The 23,298-nt window shown below is 32.0% G+C and carries 27 protein-coding genes and 1 pseudogene; 21 read left to right on the top strand and 7 right to left on the bottom strand.

Features of this window, described 5'->3' with window-relative positions:
• Nucleotides 1-25: 25 nt before the first annotated feature.
• Nucleotides 26-664 (top strand): RdgB/HAM1 family non-canonical purine NTP pyrophosphatase, encoded by a 639-nt coding sequence (gene rdgB / locus BKH44_RS01945; RefSeq protein ID WP_095269564.1) that lies wholly within the window; start codon nt 26-28, stop codon nt 662-664.
• Here rdgB and BKH44_RS01940 read toward each other — a convergent pair.
• Both BKH44_RS01940 and BKH44_RS01935 read right to left on the bottom strand, forming a co-directional pair.
• Complete coding sequence (locus tag BKH44_RS01940) at nt 649-2,058, bottom strand: methyl-accepting chemotaxis protein (protein WP_095269562.1); 1,410 nt, start codon at nt 2,056-2,058, stop codon at nt 649-651. The two genes, rdgB and BKH44_RS01940, sit on opposite strands and share 16 nt — an antisense overlap.
• Before the next feature lie 39 nt (nt 2,059-2,097).
• Nucleotides 2,098-2,592, bottom strand: coding sequence for a PAS domain-containing protein (locus BKH44_RS01935; protein ID WP_095269560.1), 495 nt, complete (start codon nt 2,590-2,592; stop codon nt 2,098-2,100).
• Between the two features lie 115 nt (nt 2,593-2,707).
• Between BKH44_RS01935 and truB the strand changes: the two genes are divergently transcribed.
• The 13 genes from truB to BKH44_RS01870 all read left to right on the top strand — a co-directional run bounded on the left by truB (nt 2,708) and on the right by BKH44_RS01870 (nt 11,557).
• Nucleotides 2,708-3,556, top strand: a complete 849-nt coding sequence (truB, locus tag BKH44_RS01930; RefSeq protein ID WP_095269558.1) for a tRNA pseudouridine(55) synthase TruB — start codon at nt 2,708-2,710, stop codon at nt 3,554-3,556.
• Entirely contained in the window at nt 3,531-3,761 is a 231-nt protein-coding gene (locus tag BKH44_RS01925; RefSeq protein ID WP_095269556.1) for a carbon storage regulator, read from the top strand. Before truB ends, BKH44_RS01925 begins: the two co-directional genes overlap by 26 nt.
• A gap of 11 nt (nt 3,762-3,772) precedes the next feature.
• Nucleotides 3,773-4,558 (top strand): 4-(cytidine 5'-diphospho)-2-C-methyl-D-erythritol kinase, encoded by a 786-nt coding sequence (locus BKH44_RS01920; RefSeq protein WP_095269554.1) that lies wholly within the window; start codon nt 3,773-3,775, stop codon nt 4,556-4,558.
• Nucleotides 4,555-5,019 carry an SsrA-binding protein SmpB gene (gene smpB, locus BKH44_RS01915; protein WP_095269553.1) on the top strand — a complete coding sequence of 155 codons (465 nt, stop codon included), beginning with the start codon at nt 4,555-4,557 and terminating at the stop codon, nt 5,017-5,019. Before BKH44_RS01920 ends, smpB begins: the two co-directional genes overlap by 4 nt.
• Nucleotides 5,016-5,477: a TonB-system energizer ExbB gene (exbB, locus tag BKH44_RS01910; RefSeq protein ID WP_095269551.1), complete on the top strand. Its 462-nt coding sequence runs from the start codon at nt 5,016-5,018 to the stop codon at nt 5,475-5,477. The genes smpB and exbB overlap by 4 nt, the downstream gene beginning before the upstream one ends.
• Nucleotides 5,478-5,487: 10 nt before the next feature.
• On the top strand, nt 5,488-5,886 hold the full coding sequence (locus BKH44_RS01905) for a biopolymer transporter ExbD (protein ID WP_095269550.1): 399 nt from the start codon (nt 5,488-5,490) through the stop codon (nt 5,884-5,886).
• Nucleotides 5,887-5,963: 77 nt separating this feature from the next.
• Nucleotides 5,964-6,098, top strand: a complete 135-nt coding sequence (rpmH, locus tag BKH44_RS01900) for a 50S ribosomal protein L34 (RefSeq protein WP_095269548.1) — start codon at nt 5,964-5,966, stop codon at nt 6,096-6,098.
• 5 nt (nt 6,099-6,103) lie between these two features.
• Nucleotides 6,104-6,469 carry a ribonuclease P protein component gene (gene rnpA, locus BKH44_RS01895; protein WP_095269547.1) on the top strand — a complete coding sequence of 122 codons (366 nt, stop codon included), beginning with the start codon at nt 6,104-6,106 and terminating at the stop codon, nt 6,467-6,469.
• Between the two features lie 52 nt (nt 6,470-6,521).
• Entirely contained in the window at nt 6,522-6,869 is a 348-nt protein-coding gene (yidD, locus tag BKH44_RS01890) for a membrane protein insertion efficiency factor YidD (protein ID WP_095269545.1), read from the top strand.
• A 12-nt stretch (nt 6,870-6,881) separates the two neighbouring features.
• Nucleotides 6,882-8,558, top strand: coding sequence for a membrane protein insertase YidC (yidC, locus tag BKH44_RS01885; RefSeq protein WP_095269544.1), 1,677 nt, complete (start codon nt 6,882-6,884; stop codon nt 8,556-8,558).
• Entirely contained in the window at nt 8,555-9,319 is a 765-nt protein-coding gene (locus tag BKH44_RS01880) for a Jag N-terminal domain-containing protein (RefSeq protein WP_095269542.1), read from the top strand. Before yidC ends, BKH44_RS01880 begins: the two co-directional genes overlap by 4 nt.
• Complete coding sequence (gene mnmE, locus BKH44_RS01875; RefSeq protein ID WP_095269540.1) at nt 9,312-10,682, top strand: tRNA uridine-5-carboxymethylaminomethyl(34) synthesis GTPase MnmE; 1,371 nt, start codon at nt 9,312-9,314, stop codon at nt 10,680-10,682. The genes BKH44_RS01880 and mnmE overlap by 8 nt, the downstream gene beginning before the upstream one ends.
• Nucleotides 10,679-11,557, top strand: coding sequence for a hypothetical protein (locus BKH44_RS01870; protein WP_095269538.1), 879 nt, complete (start codon nt 10,679-10,681; stop codon nt 11,555-11,557). The genes mnmE and BKH44_RS01870 overlap by 4 nt, the downstream gene beginning before the upstream one ends.
• Nucleotides 11,558-11,618: 61 nt before the next feature.
• Here the strand turns inward: BKH44_RS01870 and BKH44_RS01865 are convergent, their stop codons facing one another.
• The 5 genes from BKH44_RS01865 to BKH44_RS01845 are packed head-to-tail and all read right to left on the bottom strand — an operon-like array spanning nt 11,619 to nt 17,424.
• On the bottom strand, nt 11,619-13,253 hold the full coding sequence (locus tag BKH44_RS01865) for a hypothetical protein (protein WP_095269537.1): 1,635 nt from the start codon (nt 13,251-13,253) through the stop codon (nt 11,619-11,621).
• Nucleotides 13,253-13,789: a HyaD/HybD family hydrogenase maturation endopeptidase gene (locus tag BKH44_RS01860; RefSeq protein WP_095269535.1), complete on the bottom strand. Its 537-nt coding sequence runs from the start codon at nt 13,787-13,789 to the stop codon at nt 13,253-13,255. Before BKH44_RS01860 ends, BKH44_RS01865 begins: the two co-directional genes overlap by 1 nt.
• A 2-nt stretch (nt 13,790-13,791) precedes the next feature.
• On the bottom strand, nt 13,792-14,490 hold the full coding sequence (cybH, locus tag BKH44_RS01855) for a Ni/Fe-hydrogenase, b-type cytochrome subunit (RefSeq protein ID WP_095269623.1): 699 nt from the start codon (nt 14,488-14,490) through the stop codon (nt 13,792-13,794).
• Between the two features lie 10 nt (nt 14,491-14,500).
• Nucleotides 14,501-16,240: a nickel-dependent hydrogenase large subunit gene (locus BKH44_RS01850; RefSeq protein ID WP_095269533.1), complete on the bottom strand. Its 1,740-nt coding sequence runs from the start codon at nt 16,238-16,240 to the stop codon at nt 14,501-14,503.
• A gap of 17 nt (nt 16,241-16,257) precedes the next feature.
• Nucleotides 16,258-17,424 carry a hydrogenase small subunit gene (locus BKH44_RS01845; RefSeq protein WP_095269531.1) on the bottom strand — a complete coding sequence of 389 codons (1,167 nt, stop codon included), beginning with the start codon at nt 17,422-17,424 and terminating at the stop codon, nt 16,258-16,260.
• A 244-nt stretch (nt 17,425-17,668) separates the two neighbouring features.
• Between BKH44_RS01845 and BKH44_RS01840 the strand changes: the two genes are divergently transcribed.
• The 7 genes and pseudogenes from BKH44_RS01840 (at nt 17,669) to petA (ending at nt 23,295) form a co-directional block, all read left to right on the top strand.
• Nucleotides 17,669-18,727, top strand: a complete 1,059-nt coding sequence (locus tag BKH44_RS01840; protein WP_095269529.1) for a D-alanine--D-alanine ligase — start codon at nt 17,669-17,671, stop codon at nt 18,725-18,727.
• Nucleotides 18,727-19,416, top strand: a pseudogene (locus tag BKH44_RS01835) (alpha/beta hydrolase); the annotation flags it as partial. The gene BKH44_RS01840 and the pseudogene BKH44_RS01835, both read left to right, overlap by 1 nt.
• Nucleotides 19,417-19,440: 24 nt before the next feature.
• Nucleotides 19,441-19,713 (top strand): acylphosphatase, encoded by a 273-nt coding sequence (locus BKH44_RS08925; RefSeq protein ID WP_257842568.1) that lies wholly within the window; start codon nt 19,441-19,443, stop codon nt 19,711-19,713.
• Nucleotides 19,713-21,212, top strand: a complete 1,500-nt coding sequence (gene murF / locus BKH44_RS01830; RefSeq protein WP_095269525.1) for a UDP-N-acetylmuramoyl-tripeptide--D-alanyl-D-alanine ligase — start codon at nt 19,713-19,715, stop codon at nt 21,210-21,212. The genes BKH44_RS08925 and murF overlap by 1 nt, the downstream gene beginning before the upstream one ends.
• Before the next feature lie 8 nt (nt 21,213-21,220).
• Complete coding sequence (locus BKH44_RS01825) at nt 21,221-21,709, top strand: HIT domain-containing protein (RefSeq protein ID WP_095269523.1); 489 nt, start codon at nt 21,221-21,223, stop codon at nt 21,707-21,709.
• Nucleotides 21,710-21,711: 2 nt separating this feature from the next.
• Nucleotides 21,712-22,554 carry an ankyrin repeat domain-containing protein gene (locus BKH44_RS01820; protein ID WP_095269521.1) on the top strand — a complete coding sequence of 281 codons (843 nt, stop codon included), beginning with the start codon at nt 21,712-21,714 and terminating at the stop codon, nt 22,552-22,554.
• Nucleotides 22,555-22,791: 237 nt separating this feature from the next.
• Nucleotides 22,792-23,295: a ubiquinol-cytochrome c reductase iron-sulfur subunit gene (gene petA, locus BKH44_RS01815; RefSeq protein WP_095269519.1), complete on the top strand. Its 504-nt coding sequence runs from the start codon at nt 22,792-22,794 to the stop codon at nt 23,293-23,295.
• The last annotated feature ends 3 nt before the right edge of the window (nt 23,296-23,298 follow it).

Raw genomic sequence — 23,298 nt, 5'->3', positions numbered from 1 at the left:
CAAAAGAAAGGAAAAATATTTAGAAATGAATCCAAAAATTTTAGTTGGTAGTTCTAATGAAGGGAAAATCAAAGAAATAAAACAGATTTTAGATCAATTTGAAATCATTTCTAATGCTGAAATTTTCAATACCCTTGAGATTGTCGAAAATGGAGATACATTTGAAAAGAATGCTCTTTTGAAGGCAAATATTTTTTATGAAGCTTTGAATATTGTGGATGAAAATTTGATCGCAATAGCTGATGATAGTGGTTTGTGTGTAGATATTTTGGATGGAGAACCAGGAATTTATAGTGCTAGGTATGCTAATTTAAGTTCAGGTATTTTAGAGAATGCAAGCGATGGAGAGAATATAAAGCATTTGATTGAAAATTTACATAAAAAAGGTGTGAATTCTTCAAATGCAAGATTTGTTTGTATGATTGGCATGATAGGTAAAATAGAGGGAAAAAAGGTTAAAAAAATATTTAAAGGTGAATTGATTGGTAAGATTATAGATACCCCTTGTGGTAAAAATGGATTTGGATATGATCCTTTATTTATACCAGAAGGGTATGAAAAATCACTTTCACAAATGGAAGATAATGAAAAAAATAAAATTTCACATAGGAAAAATGCTTTAGAAAAATTTAAATATTTTTTGATAAACTATTTGTCTATCTGAATATTTTTCATTTCAAGTTTTGAGAATAATGTTTTGCTTTCAGATTCTAGTGCTTGAATATCTGTAATGATATTTTTAGAAATTTCAGGAGTAAGAGGTTTAGAAATAGCTGAAAAAGCATTGTTTGAGTACTCTAAGATTTTATTTTTTATTTTTTTTACTTCATCTTCATTTATAAATCGATAGAGGACAATTTTTGTTTCTTTGTTTTCAAAGAGTTCAGAAATGGGATTTTTTGTCGTATCTTGGATTTGTTTTTGATAGTTAAGGCTCAAATAAATATAAGATTTATATAAAATATGATCAAGCTTAGCGATATTAATAATTAGATGTTCAGAAAGGTTGGCAAATACATTTGATAGATTATTATTATCTTGTTCCATTTCATCAAAAATTCCATTAAAATCAGTAATTTTTTCTTGAGAAGTGATGGCAATTTCATAGACTGTTTGACTATTTGTTTGTATGCTATCAATTTCTTGTTGCATTGTTTGGATGGACATAGAGATTTCATTGGTAGCTTTATGGGTTTTTTCAGCAAGTTTTCTGATCTCATCAGCTACGACGGCAAACCCTTTTCCATGTTCGCCTGCTCGTGCAGCTTCTATGCTAGCATTGAGTGCTAAAAGATTAGTCTGTGTGGCAATATCAATAATGAGACGAATAACATTACCAATATCTTGAGATTTTTCTGCAAAGCTTGAAATGGCAGCATTGCTTTGATCCATTAAAATCATTAGATTATTTATAGATTCAGTGATAGAAATGACATCTTTTTTACTTTTTTCTGAAAGGTTTTTGACAACATTGATTCGGTGGTTTACATCGCGTATTTGCTCTACATCCTTACTCATTTCACCTGATATTTTTTCTAAATTATTATTTTGATTTTCTAAGCTCATATTCATCAGAGATTTTGATAGTGCATTTTTGATATTTTCTTTATAGTTTTCTTCAATATCATGGAGTACATGATTGATGTTAAGGATATTTTGATAAAATGATCCCTTCAAGCCTTCTTCAATACCTTTTCTATAGAATTCATTTTTTGAAGAACATTCTATAGAGGTTTTCATTTCTCGCAAAAAGGCTTCTAAATGATCAAGTAAATCATTGATATTGTGAGTGATTGAGATTAATTTTTTTGATCCTTTAGCTTTAATGATTCGATTTTCAAAATTGCCTTCTCTAAGGTGTTTTGAAATAGTTAATATTTTTTGAGTCATTTTTTCATCAATGTTATTTTGATAAAATCTGATTGCTTCAAAAAAGATTAAAATCAATAATAAACCATCAATGATTAGGTTTTGATTTATTTGTGCATTGAAAATAGAATTTAAAATTATTGACATAATTGCTAAAGAGATGATTGCAATTGAAGTTTTAGTATTCATTTCAAAATCCTTTTTTCAGTAATTGTATTTACAGATATTTTAATCCTGTTGCATTTCAAAAATGATTTGATTGTAAGGTTTTTTTAATTTTTTGATGAGGTCATGAATTATTTTTATCCCACCTGCAATTCCTTCAATTTTTTCAGATTCTAGCATTTGTTTGTAGATACTTGAGATAGTTTGGATTGCTTTGGGGTTAGCTTTACGTCTGACTGAATAATACCCAATGATATTTTCATTAGCATCAAAACTTGGTGTGATATTGGCAAAGACCCAATAAAAATTATGTTCTTTATTTCTATTCTTTACGAAAGCAAAAATTTCTTGCTTGTTTTGGATATAATCCCATAATAGTTTAAAAACAGCTTTTGGCATATCTGGATGGCGGATAATATTATGAGGTTTGCCAATGAGTTCGGATTCAGTAAAATGGGCATATTGTAAAAAATCTTTATTGCAATAGGTGATTTTTCCTTTTGTATCTGTTTTTGAAGTGATAAGGGTAGCTGGCTTTAAGATCAGTTCCTGCTCCATAGTTTTGACTCCTATTGAATCATTTAAGTATTCATTAATACTATTAAAATATCAATTTGATTATTTCATTATAAAGATAAAAATAATATTAATTTTTCAAAACAAGGAGATTTGTTTGGATATTTTGTTATCAGCCTTTAAGCCTGTCCACATTTCTTGTAATTTTTTTTTAAATCAGCTTAAGCATCGTTATGGTATCAAAAAAGCAGGTTATTCAGGGACTTTAGATCCTTTTGCACAAGGAAGTGTTATTGTTGGATTTGGCAGCTATACAAAGCTGTTTCCTTTTATTTCTAAAACACCTAAAATTTATGAGGCAGTGTTGTGGTTGGGAGCAAAAAGCTTGAGTTTGGATATGGAGAATATTGTCTCAATTGATATTTTAGATGAATTTGATTTGAAAACCATAAGGACTGTTCTTGCACCTCTGAAGGGAGAGATTTATTATATTCCCCCTAAATATTGTGCAAAAAAGATTGATGGTAAAAGGGCTTATGAACTTGCTAGATCTGGAAAAGATCCGATTTTAAAACAAATAAAAATGCAAGTTTTTGACCTGCAACTTTTGAGTTATAATCATCCTTATATCACTTTTCGTATTAGTGTGAGTGAGGGGGCATATATCCGTAGCATAGGAGAGATAATAGCAAATGCTTTGGGCGTAAATGGAGCTTTGTGTGCTTTAAAGAGAGTCAGTGAAGGAGGTGTGGAAGCATTGTGGGGCAAGGATAATGTGATTGATCCTTTTGATGTCTTGCCTTATCCTTTAATATCAGATTTTTCTAGTCAAATCAAAGAAAATTTATGGTTAGGTCGAAAATTTTACCTAGAGGATCAAAAATCTGGAATCTATATAGCTGATTTTGAGGAATTTTTTTCTATAATTGAAATCAAAGAAGATAAAACTGTTAAGTATCTATTGAATAGGATGAAAAAAAATGTTGATTTTATCAAGAAAACCTGATGAAAGTATCGTTATTGGAGAGAATATTATTGTAAAGGTAATATCTGTAGATAGGGGTAGTGTGAAGCTTGGTTTTGAAGCCCCTCCAAATACATTGATACTTAGAGCTGAGCTTAAAGAAGCTATTGTTTTTGAGAACAAAAAAGCTTCTGTTGATGTTACTCAAGATACATTGAGCACTATAGGTAAACATATAAAACATTAAAAGAGGACAAATTGATATTTGATGTATTCCCAAAATTAAATATATTTTTAAAAATTTTAGGTTTTAGAAGTTCTTATCATTTGATAGATTCAAGATTTGTTTTGGCTAAAGGGAAACTCAAAGATATTATTGAATTTAAAATTTCTGATAGATTTTCTTTGAAAGGAGATTTTGATTTTCCTATAGAGGAAAATTTAATCTATCGTTGTGTTAAGGCATTGAAAAAATATTTAGACAATGTAAATAAAAATTCTTCAATGCTAGAATTTCTAAGCATAGAAGTTGAAAAAACTATCCCAAAAGGTGCTGGTTTAGGCGGTGGGAGTGCAAATGCTGGGGTTTGCCTAAGTAAGATAAATGAGTTTTTCAATCTAGGATTGTCTCAAGAAGAGCTGTACTCAATAGCAATAGGGGTTGGAGCAGATGTATCATTTTTTGTAAGTGGTTATGCGAGTGCAAATGTCGGTGGTATTGGTGAAATTTTAGAAAAATTTGATGAATCAGAATATAATTTTGATATTTTTATCCCGGATTTATTTTGTGATACTAAGATTGTTTATGCAAAATATGATGAATTGTTAGCAAAAAATATAATTTCTTTTAATCCTGTTTTTGAAAAGAGAAAAAATCATAGTGATGAGATTTTATCTTCTTATAAAGGTAGGGCTTTGAATGATTTGTTCATCCCTGCAATTCAAGCTTATCCTATACTTATGAATATTAGTGATGAGCTTGGAGATGAGTGGTTTTTTAGCGGGAGCGGGAGTAGTTTTTTTCGTTTGAAGGGTTGTGTTTGAATATTATTGCTAGGAATAAAAAAGCTTTTTTTGATTATGAAATTTTAGAGACATTAGAAGCTGGTATTTGTCTTTTGGGTTCAGAAGTCAAAGCATTGCGAAAAGCTAGGGTAAATCTTAAGGATAGTTTTATCAAGATCATACGTTCTGAAGCATTTTTATTTGGTATGCATATTTCTTATTTGGAAACAACCAATCCTTATTATAAGCCTAATGAAACGCGTGATAGAAAATTGCTTTTGCACAAAAAGCAAATTGATAAGCTTTTTGGTAAAGTAGGTTTAGAAGGACTGAGTATAGTGCCTTTAAAAATCTATTTCAACCAAAAAAATAAAGCAAAAGTACAGATCGCACTTGTAAAGGGTAAAAATCTTTATGACAAAAGGCAAAGCATAAAGAAGAAAATATTAGATAGGGAAATTGCAGCAAATTTGAAAAATTATAATAAGGGTTTGTCATGAAAGAATGGCTTGATTATGGGATTTTAGGTTTTTTAGGTTTTTTATCTGTTATTGTCATTGCTATTGGGATTGAAAGGGTATGGTTTTATGCTACAGTGCGAGTTGATGATTATGCTGATAAAAGAGAACTTGAACTTGATTTGCATCGCAGACTTACTCTAATAGCTACGATTGGTTCAAATGCTCCATATGTAGGACTTTTAGGTACCGTAGCGGGGATTATGATTACATTTGTTGATATTGGGTCTGCTTCTTTTGTTGATACTAAAGCCATTATGACAGGACTTGCTCTGGCACTCAAAGCTACAGCAATGGGGCTTATTGTAGCGATACCTTCAATAGTGATTTATAATATGTTGGTAAGGAAAAGCGAGATAATTGTCACCAAATGGGATATTTATCACAATCCTCCTGAATATATCAAGTCTGCCCCTAAACGTTTGGATAGAGATTCTTGAAAGGATAAAAATGAAAAAAATGGATTCTATGAATCTGGTTCCTTTTATTGATATAATGCTTGTACTTTTAGTTATTGTACTTACAACAGCTTCGTTTGTATCAACATCAAAATTACCTATCAATATCCCTAAAGTAGATGAAAATTCCTCACATAATCAAAAAGAACCTAATAAGAAGCAAGTTCGTATTAGTATTAGCAATGATGGAAATTATTTTATTGATGATAAAAAAGTAAGTTTCAATCAGCTTAAAAATACAATAGCTTCTTATTCAAAAGATACACCGATTGTTTTGCAAGGCGATAAAGACAGCAATTTGGATAGCTTTATTAAGGTAGTAGATTTGCTCCAAAGCAATAACCTCAAAGAGCTTTATATTTTGGTTGAGGATAAAGATAAGTCAAAATAATATTAAAATCCTTTCAAAGTATCTTTAAGTAAAAAGTCATTATAATAAGGGTTTTATTTTGTATAAAAGGTATATTAATGAAGCGAACATATCAACCACACAATACACCAAGAAAAAGAACACATGGTTTTCGGCTCAGGATGAAGACCAAAAACGGCAGGAAGGTCATCAATGCAAGGAGAGCAAAAGGAAGAAGAAGGCTTGCAGTTTAATTGTAGTGGATTCTTTAAAAAATAAAAAAGAATTTGATTTTGTTTATAAAAAAGGCAACAAAAGGTATGCAAAGAATTTTACTCTCTATTTGCTACCTTTTTGTTCTAAAACTTCATTCCCCTTTTTTAGAGAATTTGGGAATGATATTTTTTTACTTGGTCTTAGTGTTTCTAAAAAGAATGGCAAAGCAGTTCAACGTAATTTTATTAAGCGAAGGATAAGATTTTTGTGCAGGAGTCATCTTGAAAAACTTAGGAATTATGCTTTGATTTTCGTAGTTAAACAGGGAATGCTTGAGCTTTCTTATAAACAACTTGAAGAAGATTTTTTAAAATGCTTAAAAGGTTTATCTCAAAGAGAAAGATTTTAGCAACACTAGCAGTTGTTTGTAGTAGATTTTCTAAAGGATATTGGTAGGAAAGATGAAAAAAATTTTTTTTGATTTTTGGATATTTTTTTCTGAAGGTTTCATAACAATCTATCAAAATTTTTTTTCTCCTTTGTTTCCAAATAGCTGTCGATATTATCCAACTTGCTCTCAATATGCCCTTTGGATATTAAGATTTAATCATCCTTTTATTGCAGTTTGTAAAATTTGTAAAAGAATCTTAAAATGTAACCAGTTTTTTAAAGGTGGGATTGATTATCCTATAGGTTATGGAGTTTTGGATGCTAGGTATTTAGCTCCTCAGAAAATTATCTTTTGGCTGATACCTTTAGAGAAGCTTCAGTCATCAAAGATTAAATTTTATATCATTAAGTCATTGTAAAGGTATTGGGAAGTGAAAAAAGACAATTCAAATTTGAGGATTATTTTAGCAGTAGCTTTTGCATTTTTGTTTATTGTTGTTTATAGTTATTTACAAAAGCCTACGCAACTTCCTGCTGAACCAGTAAACCAAATTACACAAGATGGAGTTACTCAAAAATCTTCTATACCTTCAGCTATCAATACTTCTGACCCAACGATTTCAAAAACAGATACAGATAGTTTGGGTTTTGGAAAAATAATTGCGACTGTTGTTTCAAAAGATGTTGAAATACAGATTGATTCATTGGGTAGGATAGCTCAAGTTTATTTAACCGATAAAAAATTCACTGCTCCTAAACAAGAGGGATTTTTTGATCATATCAAGAGACTTTTTGGTTTTGCAACTAAACCACAAGAGGTTATTGATAAATTACCTCTTCTGGGGCAGGATGCACTCAGGCCTTTAGAGATTAGATTTTCAGATATCGCTACTAATAATGAAGCCTTTTCTGAACCTTATACATCTTCAACAAACAAACTTGAGCTTAAAGATACTCCTCAAACAATTATTTTGATCCAAAAACTCAAAAATGTAATCGTAAAAAAAATAATCACTTTTTATCCAAACCTCAAATATGATATAAAAGTCGAAATGGATAATAAAAATTTGCCCTATGCCATTACAAATGGCTCTAGACCTGTTGCAGATGCAGATGGATATGCTTTTCATGGGGTATTGCTAGAGACAAATGAAGGTAAAATCACAAAAGTAGAAGATAAAGATGCTGAGAAAAGAGAGAATTTTAGTAATGTGAAGTTTATAGCCAGCGTAGATCGCTATTATACTTCACTCCTTTTTAGTTCTTCTTCAAATGGTTTTCAAACAATTATAGAGCCAGAAGCGGGTACTAAAAATCCTCTCCCATTTATTTCGTTAAAAGGTGATGTTGATTTAGAAGGCTATATAGGTCCAAAATATTATAAAGAACTCAAACAAATCAATCCTATATTAACAGATGTTGTTGAATATGGCATGATTACTTTTTTTGCTAAGCCAGTGTTTTTATTATTAGATTTTTTGCATACTTACATTGGAAACTGGGGTTGGGCTATCATTTTTTTAACTTTGATTATTCGTATTATTTTATACCCATTGAGTTATAAAGGTATGGTGAGTATGCAAAAACTCAAAGATATTGCCCCAAAAATGAAGGAAATACAAGAAAAACATAAGGGAGACCCTCAAAAAATTCAATCACAAATGATGCAGCTTTATAAAAAACATGGTGCCAATCCAATGGGTGGATGTCTGCCTTTATTGCTTCAGATACCTGTATTTTTTGCTATTTATCGTGTGCTTTATAATGCTGTGGAGCTTAAGAGTGCTGGTTGGATTTTATGGATACATGATCTTTCAGTGATGGATCCATATTTTGTCCTTCCAATTTTGATGGGTGTTTCAATGTATATCCAACAAACGCTCACTCCAACCACTATTGCCGATCCAACTCAAGCAAAGATATTTAAACTCCTGCCAGTAGTTTTTACAATCTTTTTGATTACTTTTCCAGCAGGCTTAGTGCTTTATTGGACATTGAATAATATTTTTTCAATCATCCAACAGTTGCTTATCAATAGAATGCTTGATAGGAAAAAAGCTTTAGAGATTCAAGAGCATAAATATCCTCAAAATGGTGAGAAAAAATGAAAAAAATTGTTGCTAAAACTTTACAAGAAGCTATAACTCAGGCTTCATCAGAATTAGGTTGTTCGGTCACTGAACTTGATTATGAAATCCTCCAAATTCCTTCTAAGGGATTTTTGGGTGTAGGTAAAAAAGATGCTATTATTGTTGCAGCTGTTATAAAGGATGTTTCAAGCCAAAGACACTTGGGAAATTCTTCAAATACAGATACTTTTTTGCAATCTAACAAGAATCATCCTTCTTTGATGAGTGAAAATAAAGAATCTTTTGTGCATATCCAAAATAATTCAAATACATCTGAAGAGGATGATATTAAAGATATTGAGCTTGAACTCAAAGAATTGTTTTCTTTTTTGCCTTATAAAATCAATCATATTGAGGTAAGTCTTTATGATCCCCAAACCCTTTTGGTTACTTTTGATGGTGAGGATTCAGCACTTTTGATTGGAGAGAAAGGTTATCGTTATAAAGCACTTTCTTATTTATTATTCAATTGGATACAGCCTAAATATGGTTATAACATTCGTTTAGAAATCGCACAATTCTTAAAAAATCAAGAAGAGGCAATGGATATTTATCTTCAAAGTATTATTACTACTGTATATGAAACAGGTAAGGCTCAAACAAAGCCATTAGACGGAATCTTAGCATATATTGCATTAAAAAAGCTCCGAGAAACTTTCCCTACTAAATATGTTTCATTCAGAAATAATGCTATGGATGAACGTTATATTATTGTGAGTGATTTTATCAGGAATGGATGATACTTCCACTATCGTTGCTATCAGCACATCTAAAGGGAATGGTGCTATTGCGATTGTTAGAATGAGTGGATCTAGGGCATTTGATATCACTTGTCTTATCACAAAAAGAGATAATTTTTCTCCTCGTTATGCTACTTTATCTTCAGTATATGGCACTGAAGGCGACCTTATTGATGAAGCGATAGTTATCTATTTTAAAGCACCTCATAGCTATACGCGTGAGGATTTGTGTGAAATCCAATGTCATGGAGGTTGGGTGAGTGCTAAAATGATTTTAGAATCTTGCTTGCACAATGGAGCACGTTTGGCTAGACCTGGAGAATTTAGCAAGAGAGCATTTTTAAATGGACGGATTGATTTTTCTCAAGTCAATGCTCTTTCCAAGCTTATGAATGTTGCTAATGAAAATGTTGCTAAAGCTCTTGTAAGACAGCTTAAGGGTGAATTGAGCATATTTGTATCTCAAATAAGAGAGTCTTTAATGCGTTTGCTTGCTCATAGTGAAGTGATGATTGATTATAGTGAAGAAGATATCCCTAGTGATATGCAGGTACATATCATTTCTACTTTAGAGGACATAAGGCAAAAACTAAGCAATATTTATGAATTTTCTAAAATGCGTCAAGGGATTGTGCAAGGGTATTGTTTGAGTATCATTGGCAAACCAAATGTTGGTAAAAGTTCAGTCCTTAATGCTATTTTACTTGATGAAAGAGCAATTGTTAGTCCTATTGCTGGGACGACAAGGGATACCATTGAAGAAAATATTCACATCAATGGAGATATAATAAAACTTATTGATACTGCAGGAATCAGGGAGACTCAAGATATTGTAGAGTCTTTAGGGATACAAAAGAGTCTCTCTGCTATAGAGCAAAGCGATATTATTTTAGCTATTTTTGATGCTTCAAGGGTTTTGGAAAATGAGGACAGAAAAATTATTGAATTGCTCAATACTCAAGAGAAAAAACATTGTATCATTGCACTAAATAAAAATGATTTACCACAAAAACTACAACTCAACGAGATTGAAACACTCTTAAATATATCTTATCAAAGTGTTTCTATTACAACTAAAGATACCCAAGATTGCTTGTTGAAATTAAAACATCTTCTTTCTTTGATTTTGAATCAAGAAGATTTGAATAATGAAATCCTTTTGACTTCAAGTTTTCAGATAATGGCAGTTCAAAAAACTCTAGATCATATTCAGAATGCAATAAAAGTTTTTAATACCTTTGAGTTGGAACTTTTTTCCTATCATATCAAAGATGCAGTTCAATCAATATCAAACATTACCCAACCTTATGATATTTCAGAAATGTTTGATAAGATGTTTGGAGATTTTTGTTTAGGTAAATGAGTTTTTTATCAACTCCTTCACCACTACAACAATATATTTGGCGAGATAGAAAATTTTATATTAAGCGTGATGATTTACTCCATCCTTTTATCAATGGCAATAAGGCACGCAAGTTTGAAAGTCTTTTAAATGTATCATTGACCGGAAAAATACTTTTGAGTTATGGAGGGCATCAGTCAAACTCAATGCTTGCACTTTCTTATATTAGCTCTTTAAAGGGTTGTAATTTTGTTTATATTACTAACCCTTTGAGTAATTATCTGAAAGAAAATCCAAAGGGTAATTTTGCTATAGCTTTGCATAATGGTATGTATTTAGAGTTTTGTAAAGGGGATATAGGGGTTTTGAGAGATAGGGCTTATGAGATTTGTAGAAGTTTGGGAGAAAAGGTTATTTTTATCCCTCAAGGAGGTGCTTGTCAGATTGCTAGTTTGGGGATAAATAAGCTTGCTTTGGAATTATTTTTAGATATAAAGGATTTGAAAAATCCTATGATTTTTTGTACTTCTGGAAGTGGAACAAGTGCTGCTTATTTGGGGCATTATCTCCCAAATGTTTATACGACTCCAGCCTGTGGAGACAAAGCATATTTACGAGTATTGTTGAATAGCATTTGTTTTGGGACACCTGTTGAAATTTTGTCCTTAAAAACAAAACCTCCGTTTGCAAAACCTGACATAAGACTCTATAAAATTTATGAAGAATGGTTGAAATTGGGTGTTGAATTTGATTTGATTTATGATTGTTTGGGTTGGTTATGTTTGAGTGAACATATGAAATTATTTGAAGATAGAGAAATTGTTTTTATCCATTCAGGTGGTTTGAGTGGAAATGGGACTCAGAAAGAAAGGTATAAGAAAGCAGGGATAATTTAAGGATAAGCATTCAAATGAGTTATAAAATAATCAGGCAGGTAAAATCTAATTCTTTTCTCTTTCATAGATAGTCTATATACCCATCTTTTGGAAGGTGTATGTTTATATTTTTTGGTAAATAGTGTAATATTTTGTCTAAAAAGATTTTTTCACCTAGCATATCTCCACAAATCAAAATATCTTTTATGGCAAAATTAGTACTTGTATCACGGATAAAATTGCCTAAAAACTCAGCCATTGAGTCGATGAAGCCATAACTCAAAGTAGCCTCATCTAATCCAGCTATCCTAAAGCTCATTGCAGATCGTATGATACGTGTATAATCTAATTTGATTTTTTCCTCTTCCTTGATGAGTTTGAAATCAATCCTTGGTCCTTTGTCTCGAACGAATTTTTTTGCATGATCTAAAATATTATTAAGTTCTAAGTCAAACTTTGATTGATACCCTAGTATAAAAGAAGCACTGCAGAATATATCCATAAGGTTTTGGCTTTGTATGGGTATATCATCTAGATTGTAGATATTCTCTAAAATTTCTTTGAAATATTCATTGAAATTTTTTAATAATTTATCACCATTTTTATAATCATTTTGTATTTTTTGAATTATTATTTTCGGATTAGCTTCAAAAGAAATTTTTAGCGGTGTTTTATATGATATTCCTTCTTTTATCAAAATATTTGTTGGGTGATTTTTGCTTAAAAAAATGATGAGTTTTTGGTGATTATTGAGGGGCGTATTTTTTTTGGGTCTGGGTGGGGGCAAATCTTTTTCATCAAAGTGCTTTGAAATGATATTGAAGATATTTTTAGAATCTTTTTTGATGGTTTTGTTTATCAAAAAACCACTTTCGCTAATAGTTATGTCTTGTTTTTTAACTAAAGGATAATGTTCATAGCTCAAATCATAATTTTTAGATTTTGGATGGTTTTTGAAAAATACATATCCCATATCCATTTTCAACACAAATATTCCTAGAGTAGAAAGAAAAAGATCATCAGCTAGGATTGTATTGATTTCAACATTTTTATCTTGTAGCAATGAAGGAACAAAAACTTCTTTAGGGCAGAGTTTGGTCATAGGTTTTTCATAGCTTGCTAAGAGATGAGATTGTGTATTTTGAAGACGCATATAAGTTGATAGATTTGAAAGATCCCAAAACATAATATTTTCACTTTTGTTGATAAAAGAAAATTCTCTGACCCCATTAGCAGTTTTGATAAAAAGTGATTCAGCATTTTTTAGCTTTGAAGCTGTCTTTTTAAATGCTTCAATCAAACTGATTTTATCTGTGATATTTTGTCCATAAGCTTGGATATTTTTTACCCAATCAAATAGATCACAAAAAGTTTTAGAATTTTCATTTGAAATTTCTTTTGTTTGGAGCACATCTATGAAAGCTATTTTTTTTATTGGATTTTTTTTCCATTTTAAGGATAGATTTTGATGGGTTTTGATTTCAACAAAATTAAAATCAATAGACATTGGCAATCTATTTGCAATATCATTGGCAAAATCTAGTGCAATTTGAGGCTCTGTATCAATAAAAAATGAATAAGAATAATGATTTTTTTGTTTTTCAAACATATCGCTAAAATCCAAATTTCTTTTGTTTGCATAGAACTGAAGGAAATGAATAAAATGCTTGATAGAAGATTTTGTTTTGGTCGAAGAAAAAATAAACTCAAATATCATCAATAGCCTTTGAAAGAAAAATTAGCAATGTCTTGTAAATCTTTATTCCCTATTTTTTCTATTTTCACTCCCAATTCTTGAAGGTATGTGATAGCTAATTTTTCTGCCAATACGGATCCTTTTTTGACTTTATTAGAAAGTTCAAAGGTAGTATTTTCTCCAATCACTTCAGGGATGATGCCTATGATTTTTACTGGTGGGAGGTCTTCTAAAAGTGCAGTGAGTTTCAAGGTTTGTAACATTTCTACTTCGTGGGCACTACCTGCCCAAGTGATAGTCTCAGGGACATTATCAAAATCAAAAAAATATACTTCTCCTACACATTCATTCTCTACACTGACGCAATCAAGTATCAAAACCCTGTCATAAGAGATGATGATAGGGATAAGGGTTGCTGCCATTGTCCCACCATCGATAATATCAATTTGGTGTTGACCACTTAATTTGTAATTAAGTTTTAAGAGATTAGAGAGGTGCACTCCAATACCTTCATCACCAAATAATATATTTCCAATCCCTAATATTAAAATTTTCAATATTATACTTTTAAATCTTTTTTATACCGCAAACCACTTATCATAGCATCAGCACCGCCATTAGGATATTTTATTGAATTCCATATCACCATATAAATATGAACAGGGATAAATATGATAAATCCCCAAGTTGCAATATGGTGAATGAGTCTTATATTTGGCAATCCTCCACACATTACTTCAAACCATTTGAAAGAGGTTTGTAATATTGCTCCTAAACCGTTGTGATAGACATTATAATACAAAACAATCCCTGTGAGGGAAATAATCAAAACCAATATAGCTAGAGCAAAATAAGTTACAAATTGCAGTGGGTTGTAGGCACCTTTGATATGTGGATGTTTACCTATCCATAGATAAGTTTTGATTTGATCTATCCAGATTTTTATGGATAGGCATTGTGCAAAAGAGATGCGTTCAGGTTTAGAATCTCTATCAAATATGAATAAATAAAGTCTGAAAATAGACACCCCAATCAAGGCAAATCCTAAAAACAAATGCCAGCTACGTATATAAGCTTGTAAAAAATTTGTTGGGTTTGGGTTAGAATCAGGCTGTAAAAATGGATAGGCAATGTAGAATCCAGTGAATATGAGACCAAAAATAGAAAATGCTCGAATCCAGTGGAAGATTCTAGTCAAACCAGAAAATTCTTTTTCAACTTGAAACTCTTGAGTGTCTTTTTGAAGTGTATTTTTCATTTCTCTCTCCCTATATCCTTGCAAATGCAGGGTCTACTTTATATTCCCCGATTTTATTTCCTTTGGCATCTATCATATGAACTGAACATGCAATACAAGGGTCGAAAGAATGTATAGTTCTAATAATTTCTAAAGGCTTGGTAATGTCTGCAATTTTGGTACCAATAAGGCTCATTTCATAAGGACCTTTTTGACCTTTTGAATCTCTAGGTCCTGCATTCCAAGTCGATGGAACAACAGCTTGATAATTTTCTACCACACCATTTTTTATCCTCACCCAGTGACTAAGCATTCCTCTAGGGACTTGACCAATGTATCTTCCTTTGTATTCTTTATTTTTATCAATGACATAAGGGGCACAGGTTTGTTTATCAGATTTTAGGTTTTCTATCAAAGAATCCAAAGTTTTTAATCCATTATTTGTGATGACTTTTGCTTCAATACATCTAGCTGCTGTCCTTCCAAGTGTGCTAAAAAGTGCTTCAATAGGTAGCCCACTATCTTTGAGGAATTGTGTGGCTACTTCGGTTATATAGGGATTTTTTGCAGCCAGACCAACAACAACTGCTGCTAAAGGTCCTACTTCCATAGGCATTCCGTTGTATCTTGGAGATTTTATCCAAGAATATTTTCCTTTCATATCAAGCAATTTGGTATCTATAGGTTTGCCATCAGGTCCTATACTTTGACCATCTTTAAATCCTGTATATTTAGGATTGGTTTGACCATCGTAGGGTTGAAGTTGGATTTCTTGAGTATTTTCATATTCATACCAAGAGTTAGTCACTTCTTCTTTGATAAGGTTTTCATCAATTGGGTAAAGTTTGCTCAAATCACCATTCAAGACAATCCCACTACTGAGCAGATTGTGATCTTTTGAAAGTAGAATCTCTTCATGAGCAATGAAATTTGTAAGCCCACAACCTTTTGTTACTGATTGCTCATCTTTAAAGGTTTTGCCTGCCATAATGAGATCTGGGTAATAGGCACGATCAACAAAATCTTTGACTTTTAAGAATTTTGCTTTCCATTCAGCAAGTCTGGTAGGATCCATTATATCCATTACTGAAGTTATACCCCCGACTGTTAGGCTTTGTGGATGGGGTTGTTTGGCACCAAAAATAGCTGTCATTTTGGCAGCTTCTCTTTGGATTTCTAAAAGTTTAAGGTAATGCGAAAGTACTATGAGATTTTGTTCAGGAGAGAAATGGTAAGTTGAATGCCCCCAATATCCATTATTAAACGGACCTAATGCTCCTTGTTTTACAAAATCACTTACTCTTTTTTGTACTGCTTTTAATTCATCTTCGCCTGCTGATAAAGGATAATCAGTGTATTTGAAAGCAAGTTTAGCTGCTTTTGCAGGGTCTGCTTTCAAAGCAGAAGTAATATCGCACCAATCTAGTCCATGTAAGGTATAAAAATGCACAACATGATCGTGTAAAATCAATGCAATGTTCATCAAACTCCTAACTAAAAGTGCATTCAGTGGAGGATTGATACCTAAGGCATCTTCTACTGCTGTTATCCCAGCTTTGTAATGAGAATATGTACATACTCCACAAATCCTTTGAGCGATAAAGCCTGCATCTCGAGGATCGCGATTTTTTATAATTGTCTCTAGTCCTCTAAAAAGTGTTGAAGAAGAAAAAGCATCTTGTATGACATTATTTTCATCTACGATTACCTCAATCCTTAAATGTCCTTCTATCCTTGTGATCGGATCTACTACAATTCGTTTTGTTGTCATTAAACTTTATCTCCCTTTTATTGTTCATCTTTGTTTTTTACTAGACTAGAAACTATAGCGTGGGCAGCAATACCAACAGCTGTTGCTGCTAAAACTACAGTACCTATAGTGTTTGCAGTCTTATCTGCTCCAAGACCATTATAAGAAGTATGGAATAGATGATTGCCAATGGGTTCTTCAAATGGACTCATTGTATCCCAAAAATTTGGTTCTGAACATCCTATACAACCGTGTCCAGCTTGTATAGGCCAGCTTGTATGAGAGTTAAATCGTAGTTTTGAACAGTTATTGAATGTATAAGGACCTTTGCAACCTACTTTATAAAGACAGTATCCATTTTGTGCATTTTCATCACCAAAATGTTGCACGAATTCACCTGCATCAAAATGCCCGCGTCTTTCACAGAGATCGTGGATTCTATGTCCATATGCCCAAGTAGGACGATTGTAGGCATCCACAGCAGGTAATGTCCCAAACATTATGAAATACATAATATTGCCCACAATGTTTTTTTCACTTGGTGGACAGCCAGGTACATTAATGATAGGTTTATTGATGATTTTACTCAAAGGTTTAGCATTGGAAGGATTTGGATAAGCAGCTTGCACTCCACCAAAGCTAGAGCAAGTTCCAATCGCAAAAATAGCTGCAGCACCTTCTGCAGCTTCCCTGCATTCATCTGCACCTGTGTGTGCATCTGCACCAATAGTGAGGAAATATTCAGTACCTTCAGGGATGCCTCCTTCAACCATTAGGATATAGTTGCCTTTATGTTTAGCAATGGCATTTTTTAGATTTTGCTCGGCTTGGTAGCCTGAGGCTGCCATAATGGTTTCATGATATTCAAGATTGATGTAATCAAAAATAATACTATCAATACTAGGATCCTCACTCCTCAAAAGACTTTCGCTACAACCCGTGCATTCTGCCATATGTAGCCAAATTACGGGGACTCTATTAGCTATTTCAGCAGCCTTGAGTGTCAAAGGAGCAAAACTCGCTGGCAATGCTAATGTGGCTGTCATTGCTCCTGCCCATTTTACAAAATCCCTTCTTTGAACACCTTTTTTATTGAGTTCTTCATTGAGATTTTTGTCTGCATTGTGTGCTTGCAATAAGGAAAGTTTCTCAAGTCTTTGGGAAATTTTTTGGAATAAATGTCTGTCTTTATCGTGATTGTGCATTGTTCTTCCTTTTTGGTGTTTGTTTAGTTTGAAAATGTTTTTGCCACTGGTTACTTTATATCTTTTTTTCTAATAAAACAATATAAATGAGAAAAATAATTTAAATTTATAATATTTATTGGAATGGATGTTTGTGACCAAATTAATTACAGATAGAGGATTATTAAGAAATTTTTAGGTAGACTCATAGGTTAAAAACTTGGATATAAATCCACCATAGAAAACATAGTTTGAGGAGAAAAGATTGAAATTTGGGATTTTATTTGGAGGTGTTAGCTGGGAACACGAAATCAGTATTGTGAGTGCTATTTCACTCAAGAAAGTTTTGAAAGAAAAAATTGAATATTTTATCTTCCTTGATCTAGCTCGTAATTTTTATTTGATCCCTACTGAAAATATGAAATCAAATTTTTTCTCTTCCGGGGATTATGAAAAATGCCCCCAGATAAGCCTCAAATCAGGTGGATTTTACAAGCCTTCATTTTTTGGGCAAAAAGATATCTCTATAAGAACACTCATCAATCTTATACACGGAGCTGATGGAGAAGATGGCAAAATTGCTTCTATTTTGGAATTTTATAAAATCCCCTTTATAGGACCTCGTATTGAAGCTTCTGTGTTGAGTTTTAATAAACATTTCACTAAGCTTTATGCTAAAGAGAGGGGAGTAAAAACTTTGCCTTTTGAAGTGGTGCAAAAATACAGTCCCAGAGTGATTGATGATAATTTTCCTTTTATAGTTAAACCAAGTCGATTAGGGAGTTCTATCGGTGTGAATGTGATTGATAATGCTAGTGAGATTGATTATGCCCTTGATAGTGCTTTTGAATTTGACGATGAGGTTATCCTTGAACCTTTTATAAAAGGAGTGAAGGAATACAATCTTGCAGGTTGTAAGATAAGTTATGGTGATAATACAGATAATGAGTATATTTTTTCTATTATTGAAGAACCAAGAAAGAAAGATTTATTAGATTTTGAAAACAAATACCTTGATTTTGCTCGTACTGAGCAAGTCATCAAAGCAGATATTTCCAAAACGATAGAAGAAAAAATAAAAGAAGCTTTCAAGAAGCTTTATATACACAAGTTTGAAGGTGCTCTAATTCGCTGTGATTTTTTTGTGATTGAAAATGAAGTGTATCTCAATGAGATAAATCCAATCCCAGGCAGTATGGCTAATTATCTCTTTGAAGATTTTCAAAATACATTAGAGCAACTAGGTTCGAATCTTCCAAAGAAAGATCCAATAAGGGTTTCTTATAAATATATTGAGAAGATACAGGGTATCAAAGGCAAATAATGGCTATTAGGAATATCTTTTATAAGGATAATGAATTTGATATTTCTTATGTTTTTCAAAACAATCATTCACAAAAAAATATTGTATTTTTGCATGGATGGGGAAGCAATAAAGAGCTTATGCAATTAGCTTTTAAGGATACTTTTAAAGATTATAATCATTTTTATATTGATTTACCCGGATTTGGAAATAGCCCTAATGATATTATAATCTCTACTTTTGATTATTCTAAAATCATTGATTTATTTTTCGAGTCTTTAGATGTCAGTGTTGATATTATCGTTGGGCATAGTTTTGGGGGAAAAATAGCTTTATTGTGCAAATGTGATGAAATTATTTTATTGGGTTCAGCAGGCATTCCTACGCCCAAACCCCTAAAAATAAAAATAAAAATATTGTTAGCTAAAATATTGAAAAATTTAAAAATCAAATCAAGGGTTTTAGCAAGTGCAGATGCCAATAATCTTAATGATGCTATGTATGAAGTATTCAAGCAGGTCGTGAATGAAGATTTTAGTGATATTTATGCAAGATATGATAAAAAAGCGACTATTTTTTGGGGTGCAGATGACAAGGCTACACCTTTATCTTCTGGGTATAAAATTTCAACACTTCTTAAAAATAGTCGATTTTTTATTTTTGAAGGGGATCATTATTTTTTTCTCAAACAAGGTAGAGTAATTGATAAAAAATATCATTATGAAGGAAAATCATTGAATATAAAAACAATTAAAATCATTATAAAAGGCGTTGTTCAAGGGGTAGGGTATCGTAAATTTTGCAAAGCTATAGCCGATGAGCTTGGCATAAAAGGAAATGTAAAAAATCTTTCTGATGGGAGTGTAGAAGCTTATGCACAAGGTGATGAATCTGTTTTAAATGATTTTATAAAATCTTTAAAAATGGGACCCAATAGAGCCCAAATACAGAGTGTTGAGTTTGAAGATATTGTTGATATGTTTTTCAATGATTTTGAGGTTTTGTGATGATATTAGGAGTTAGTGTGGGTTGGTTAGAGATTGTGGATATTATTTCAAGATGGGTTTTTATTTTTTGTCTCAGCTATTATTTAATAATCAATCTCCAATGGTATAACTATAGTCTGCATCGTGTTGTGACAAAACATCACAAACAAAGGTGGCATTTGATTCATTTTCTATTGCCTATTTGTGTCTTTTTGATTTCAGGGTTTTACCAACAAAATATTATTTTTTATCTCTATCTTTATTTGATACAGGTGCCATTATTAGGTATATGGACTTTAAAAATTGATAAAAAGCTTGTTTTTACCAGACGAGTGACAAGATTTTTTGTTATTTGTTTTGCTTTTATGGCTTTCAATGAAATATTGACATTTATTTCTAATAATTTTAATCATAATTTACGTTTTCTTTATTTGTTGCCTTTGGTATTTGGTTGTATTTTTTCAAGACTTTATGAAAATATTTTACTCAATCGGTATACTCAAATGGCAAAAGAGAAGCTTGCTAAAATGTCTTCTTTGAAAATCATTGCCATTACAGGCAGTTTTGGTAAAACAAGCATTAAGAATTTTATTTCCCAGATTTTACAAAAAAAATATAATGTGTATGCTTCTCCAAGAAGTGTGAATACACTCAAAGGATTGATTGAAGATATAAATAAAAACTTAGATACGGATATAGAAATTTATATTGCTGAGGCAGGTGCACGTCAAAAAGGAGATATCAAAGAGATTTCTTTTTTGTTGCAACATCAATATGCCATTATTGGGGAAGTTGGCAACCAACATATAGAATATTTTAAAACTTTTGAAAAAATTTTACAGACAAAATTTGAGCTTTTGGATTCAAAGCATTTATTGAAAGCTTTTGTTTATGATAAAAACCCACTTACTTATGTAGATGATGATAAAAAAGCTTTGATACATCCTTATTCTAATCAACTTAGGAATATTCTTGCTACCCTTGAGGGTACTTCATTTGAAATGCAGATTGGGGATGTTTGGTATCCATTTGAAACCAAAATTTTAGGAGAATTTAATATTGTCAACATCAGTGTGGCAATTTTAGTAGCCCATACATTTGATATCCCTATTGTAGAGATTCAAAAGTCTGTTTTGAATCTCCAGCCTATCCCTCATCGCCTCAATCTCCTTACTGTGAATCAAAAGGTTATACTTGATGATAGTTTTAATGGCAATCTTAAAGGCATGCTTGAAGGCATTCGTCTCTGTACGCTTTATGCAAAACGGAAAGTCATCGTTACGCCTGGTTTGGTAGAAAGTGATGAAGATTCTAATATAAAACTAGCTAAAGCGATTGATGATGTATTTGATATTGTCATCATTACTGGCGAACTGAATTCAAAAATACTTGCTCAAAATATCCAGAAATCTCAAAAAATTATCCTTAAAGATAAGACACAATTAGAAAATATTCTAAAGGCAAGTACTGCCGAAAATGATTTGATATTTTTTGCCAATGATGCTCCAAATTATATTTAGGAAAATAAATGGATAGGGTATATTCTCCTTGGCGTAGTGATTATTTTAGCTCAAAGATTGATGAATGTGTTTTTTGTCAAATCAGTCTTGCCAAAGAATCAGATGAGGAAAATAGAGTTTTTTATCGTGATGATATTTGTTTTGCATTGATGAATCGTTACCCTTATACGCCTGGACATTTTATGATAATCCCTCATTTGCATATTGATAGTCCAGAGATTTTGCCTCAAGAACATTGGTTGCATATCCATAAGCTTTCTCAAAAAGCTATTCCACTTTTGTATGAATATGGAGCTAGTGGTATCAATTTAGGGATGAATATTAAGCAAGCTGGTGGTGCTGGTATACCTGAGCATATTCATTTGCATATCTTACCCCGGTATATGGGCGATACAAATTTTTTTACTACTATTGCAGAAGCTAGGACTTATGGAGTAGATTTTGATGATGTCTATCAAAGGATAAAAGAATTGTCTAAAAAATATTTTGAGGAGTGAAGATGAAAAAAGTCTGGGTATTTTTTATCTTGAGTGTATTTGTTTGCAATCTTTTTGCTAATAAATATGACTATTTGCTTTTTAGCAATAATTATACTGATGTGCGCAAAGGGATTGATTTAGGTGCAGATGTAAATGCACGTCTTCGTGGTAGTACGCCTTTATATGATGCCTCACGTAAAAATAATATGGATATTTTATATCTGCTTATCCATCGGGGTGCAAAAGTTAATGCACTCAGTCATGGAGAAACTGCTTTGCACAAAGTAGTTCAATTTGGCAATCTAAAATTTGCTCAGATTTTATTGAAAGAAGGTGCAAACCCTAATATCAAAGATTCCATTAGAGGCAATACACCTCTGCATTATGCAGTGAGTCGACATGATAAAAATATGATTTCTCTTTTGATGAATTATGGTGCGGATATGTATATTGAGAATGATAGTGGTGATACCCCAGCACGTTATATATTGTCCAAAGTGAATGTGCCATCAATGAGGGTAAATAATAATGACATTATGCTTACTTCAAGTTCGTTTAATATTGGACAAGGTTCTGCAGGTATCCAGATTTCTAATTTGACACAAAATTTTATTACCATCACTTATGCTGCCCTTTATATCAATGGCGATTTGATTTCAGAAACACAGCTCAATCGCACCTTGCCACCAGAATCAGCGAGCAATGTCGGAAGTTTGCCTATCACAAGAGATGCTTACAAAAGTCTTTCTATTAAAAAGTCTGGAAGTTTGGGTATCAAATATGGATTTGCTATTGAATATAGCATCAATGGTAGCACAGAAAGCATGTATAAAACCACCAAAGTTGAAATGCAAATGTGGTGATTTATAATTCTTATGCTGATTTTATCTGTATGGATGGGCAAAATCAATTACTATGTAAAAAGAAAATCAAATATTACAACACTACAAGATAAAAAGATTTTATATGAAAATCAAAATTCTCATTTTGGACTCAAAAATATTTAAGTATAATTGATTTAGAATTACTAGATTTTTCTACTGAGTAATAAAAATCAACTTGACAAATTAGGCAATTCTATACTAAAAGGAGAATAAGCAATGGCGGAGATTAAAAGACGCGATTTTCTAGGGATGGCCTTAGGGGGGGTAACTGCCGTAGGTGCAATCGCATCCCTTGTGGCTATGAAAAAGACTTGGGATCCTTTGCCAAGTGTAGTTTCTGCTGGTTTCACGACCACAGATATTGGTGGTATGAAAGAAGGTGATTTTTCTACTGTAGAGTGGAGAGGTAAACCTGTTTATATCATCAAAAAAAATAAAGATGCTGAATTCAATCCTTCAAGAGATTTTAAAATCAATGATGAAATTTTTACTGTTGGAATTCAAATTTGTACTCATTTGGGTTGCATTCCAATTTTTCACTCAGATTTGAAAGAATTTTTATGCCCTTGTCATGGAGGTAAATTTACCATTGATGGTATCAATATACCCGGAACTCCTCCTCCAAGACCTTTTGATATCCCACCTTTTAAGATTGATGGGACAAAAATAGTTTTTGGTGAATCAGGAGCTGAATATCAAAAAATGATAGGCAAGGCATAAGGA

The sequence above is a fragment of the Helicobacter sp. 13S00477-4 genome, assembly GCF_002272785.1.
In the GTDB taxonomy this organism is placed as follows: Bacteria; Campylobacterota; Campylobacteria; order Campylobacterales; family Helicobacteraceae; genus Helicobacter_J.
This window is presented reverse-complemented; position numbering and strand designations above follow the sequence as displayed.

Coding starts and splice junctions, on each gene's coding strand:
- BKH44_RS01825 (WP_095269523.1), top strand. CDS start 21,221: ATGGATAGGGTATATTCTCCTTGGCGTAGTGATTATTTTAGCTCAAAG.
- BKH44_RS01820 (WP_095269521.1), top strand. CDS start 21,712: ATGAAAAAAGTCTGGGTATTTTTTATCTTGAGTGTATTTGTTTGCAAT.
- yidD (WP_095269545.1), top strand. CDS start 6,522: ATGAAAAAAATTTTTTTTGATTTTTGGATATTTTTTTCTGAAGGTTTC.
- murF (WP_095269525.1), top strand. CDS start 19,713: ATGATATTAGGAGTTAGTGTGGGTTGGTTAGAGATTGTGGATATTATT.
- BKH44_RS01870 (WP_095269538.1), top strand. CDS start 10,679: ATGAGTTTTTTATCAACTCCTTCACCACTACAACAATATATTTGGCGA.
- BKH44_RS01845 (WP_095269531.1), bottom strand. CDS start 17,424: ATGCACAATCACGATAAAGACAGACATTTATTCCAAAAAATTTCCCAA.
- cybH (WP_095269623.1), bottom strand. CDS start 14,490: ATGAAAAATACACTTCAAAAAGACACTCAAGAGTTTCAAGTTGAAAAA.
- petA (WP_095269519.1), top strand. CDS start 22,792: ATGGCGGAGATTAAAAGACGCGATTTTCTAGGGATGGCCTTAGGGGGG.
- BKH44_RS01935 (WP_095269560.1), bottom strand. CDS start 2,592: ATGGAGCAGGAACTGATCTTAAAGCCAGCTACCCTTATCACTTCAAAA.
- BKH44_RS01865 (WP_095269537.1), bottom strand. CDS start 13,253: ATGATATTTGAGTTTATTTTTTCTTCGACCAAAACAAAATCTTCTATC.
- BKH44_RS01940 (WP_095269562.1), bottom strand. CDS start 2,058: ATGAATACTAAAACTTCAATTGCAATCATCTCTTTAGCAATTATGTCA.
- mnmE (WP_095269540.1), top strand. CDS start 9,312: ATGGATGATACTTCCACTATCGTTGCTATCAGCACATCTAAAGGGAAT.
- exbB (WP_095269551.1), top strand. CDS start 5,016: ATGAAAGAATGGCTTGATTATGGGATTTTAGGTTTTTTAGGTTTTTTA.
- rdgB (WP_095269564.1), top strand. CDS start 26: ATGAATCCAAAAATTTTAGTTGGTAGTTCTAATGAAGGGAAAATCAAA.
- rpmH (WP_095269548.1), top strand. CDS start 5,964: ATGAAGCGAACATATCAACCACACAATACACCAAGAAAAAGAACACAT.
- BKH44_RS01905 (WP_095269550.1), top strand. CDS start 5,488: ATGAAAAAAATGGATTCTATGAATCTGGTTCCTTTTATTGATATAATG.
- BKH44_RS01880 (WP_095269542.1), top strand. CDS start 8,555: ATGAAAAAAATTGTTGCTAAAACTTTACAAGAAGCTATAACTCAGGCT.
- BKH44_RS01850 (WP_095269533.1), bottom strand. CDS start 16,240: ATGACAACAAAACGAATTGTAGTAGATCCGATCACAAGGATAGAAGGA.
- BKH44_RS01925 (WP_095269556.1), top strand. CDS start 3,531: ATGTTGATTTTATCAAGAAAACCTGATGAAAGTATCGTTATTGGAGAG.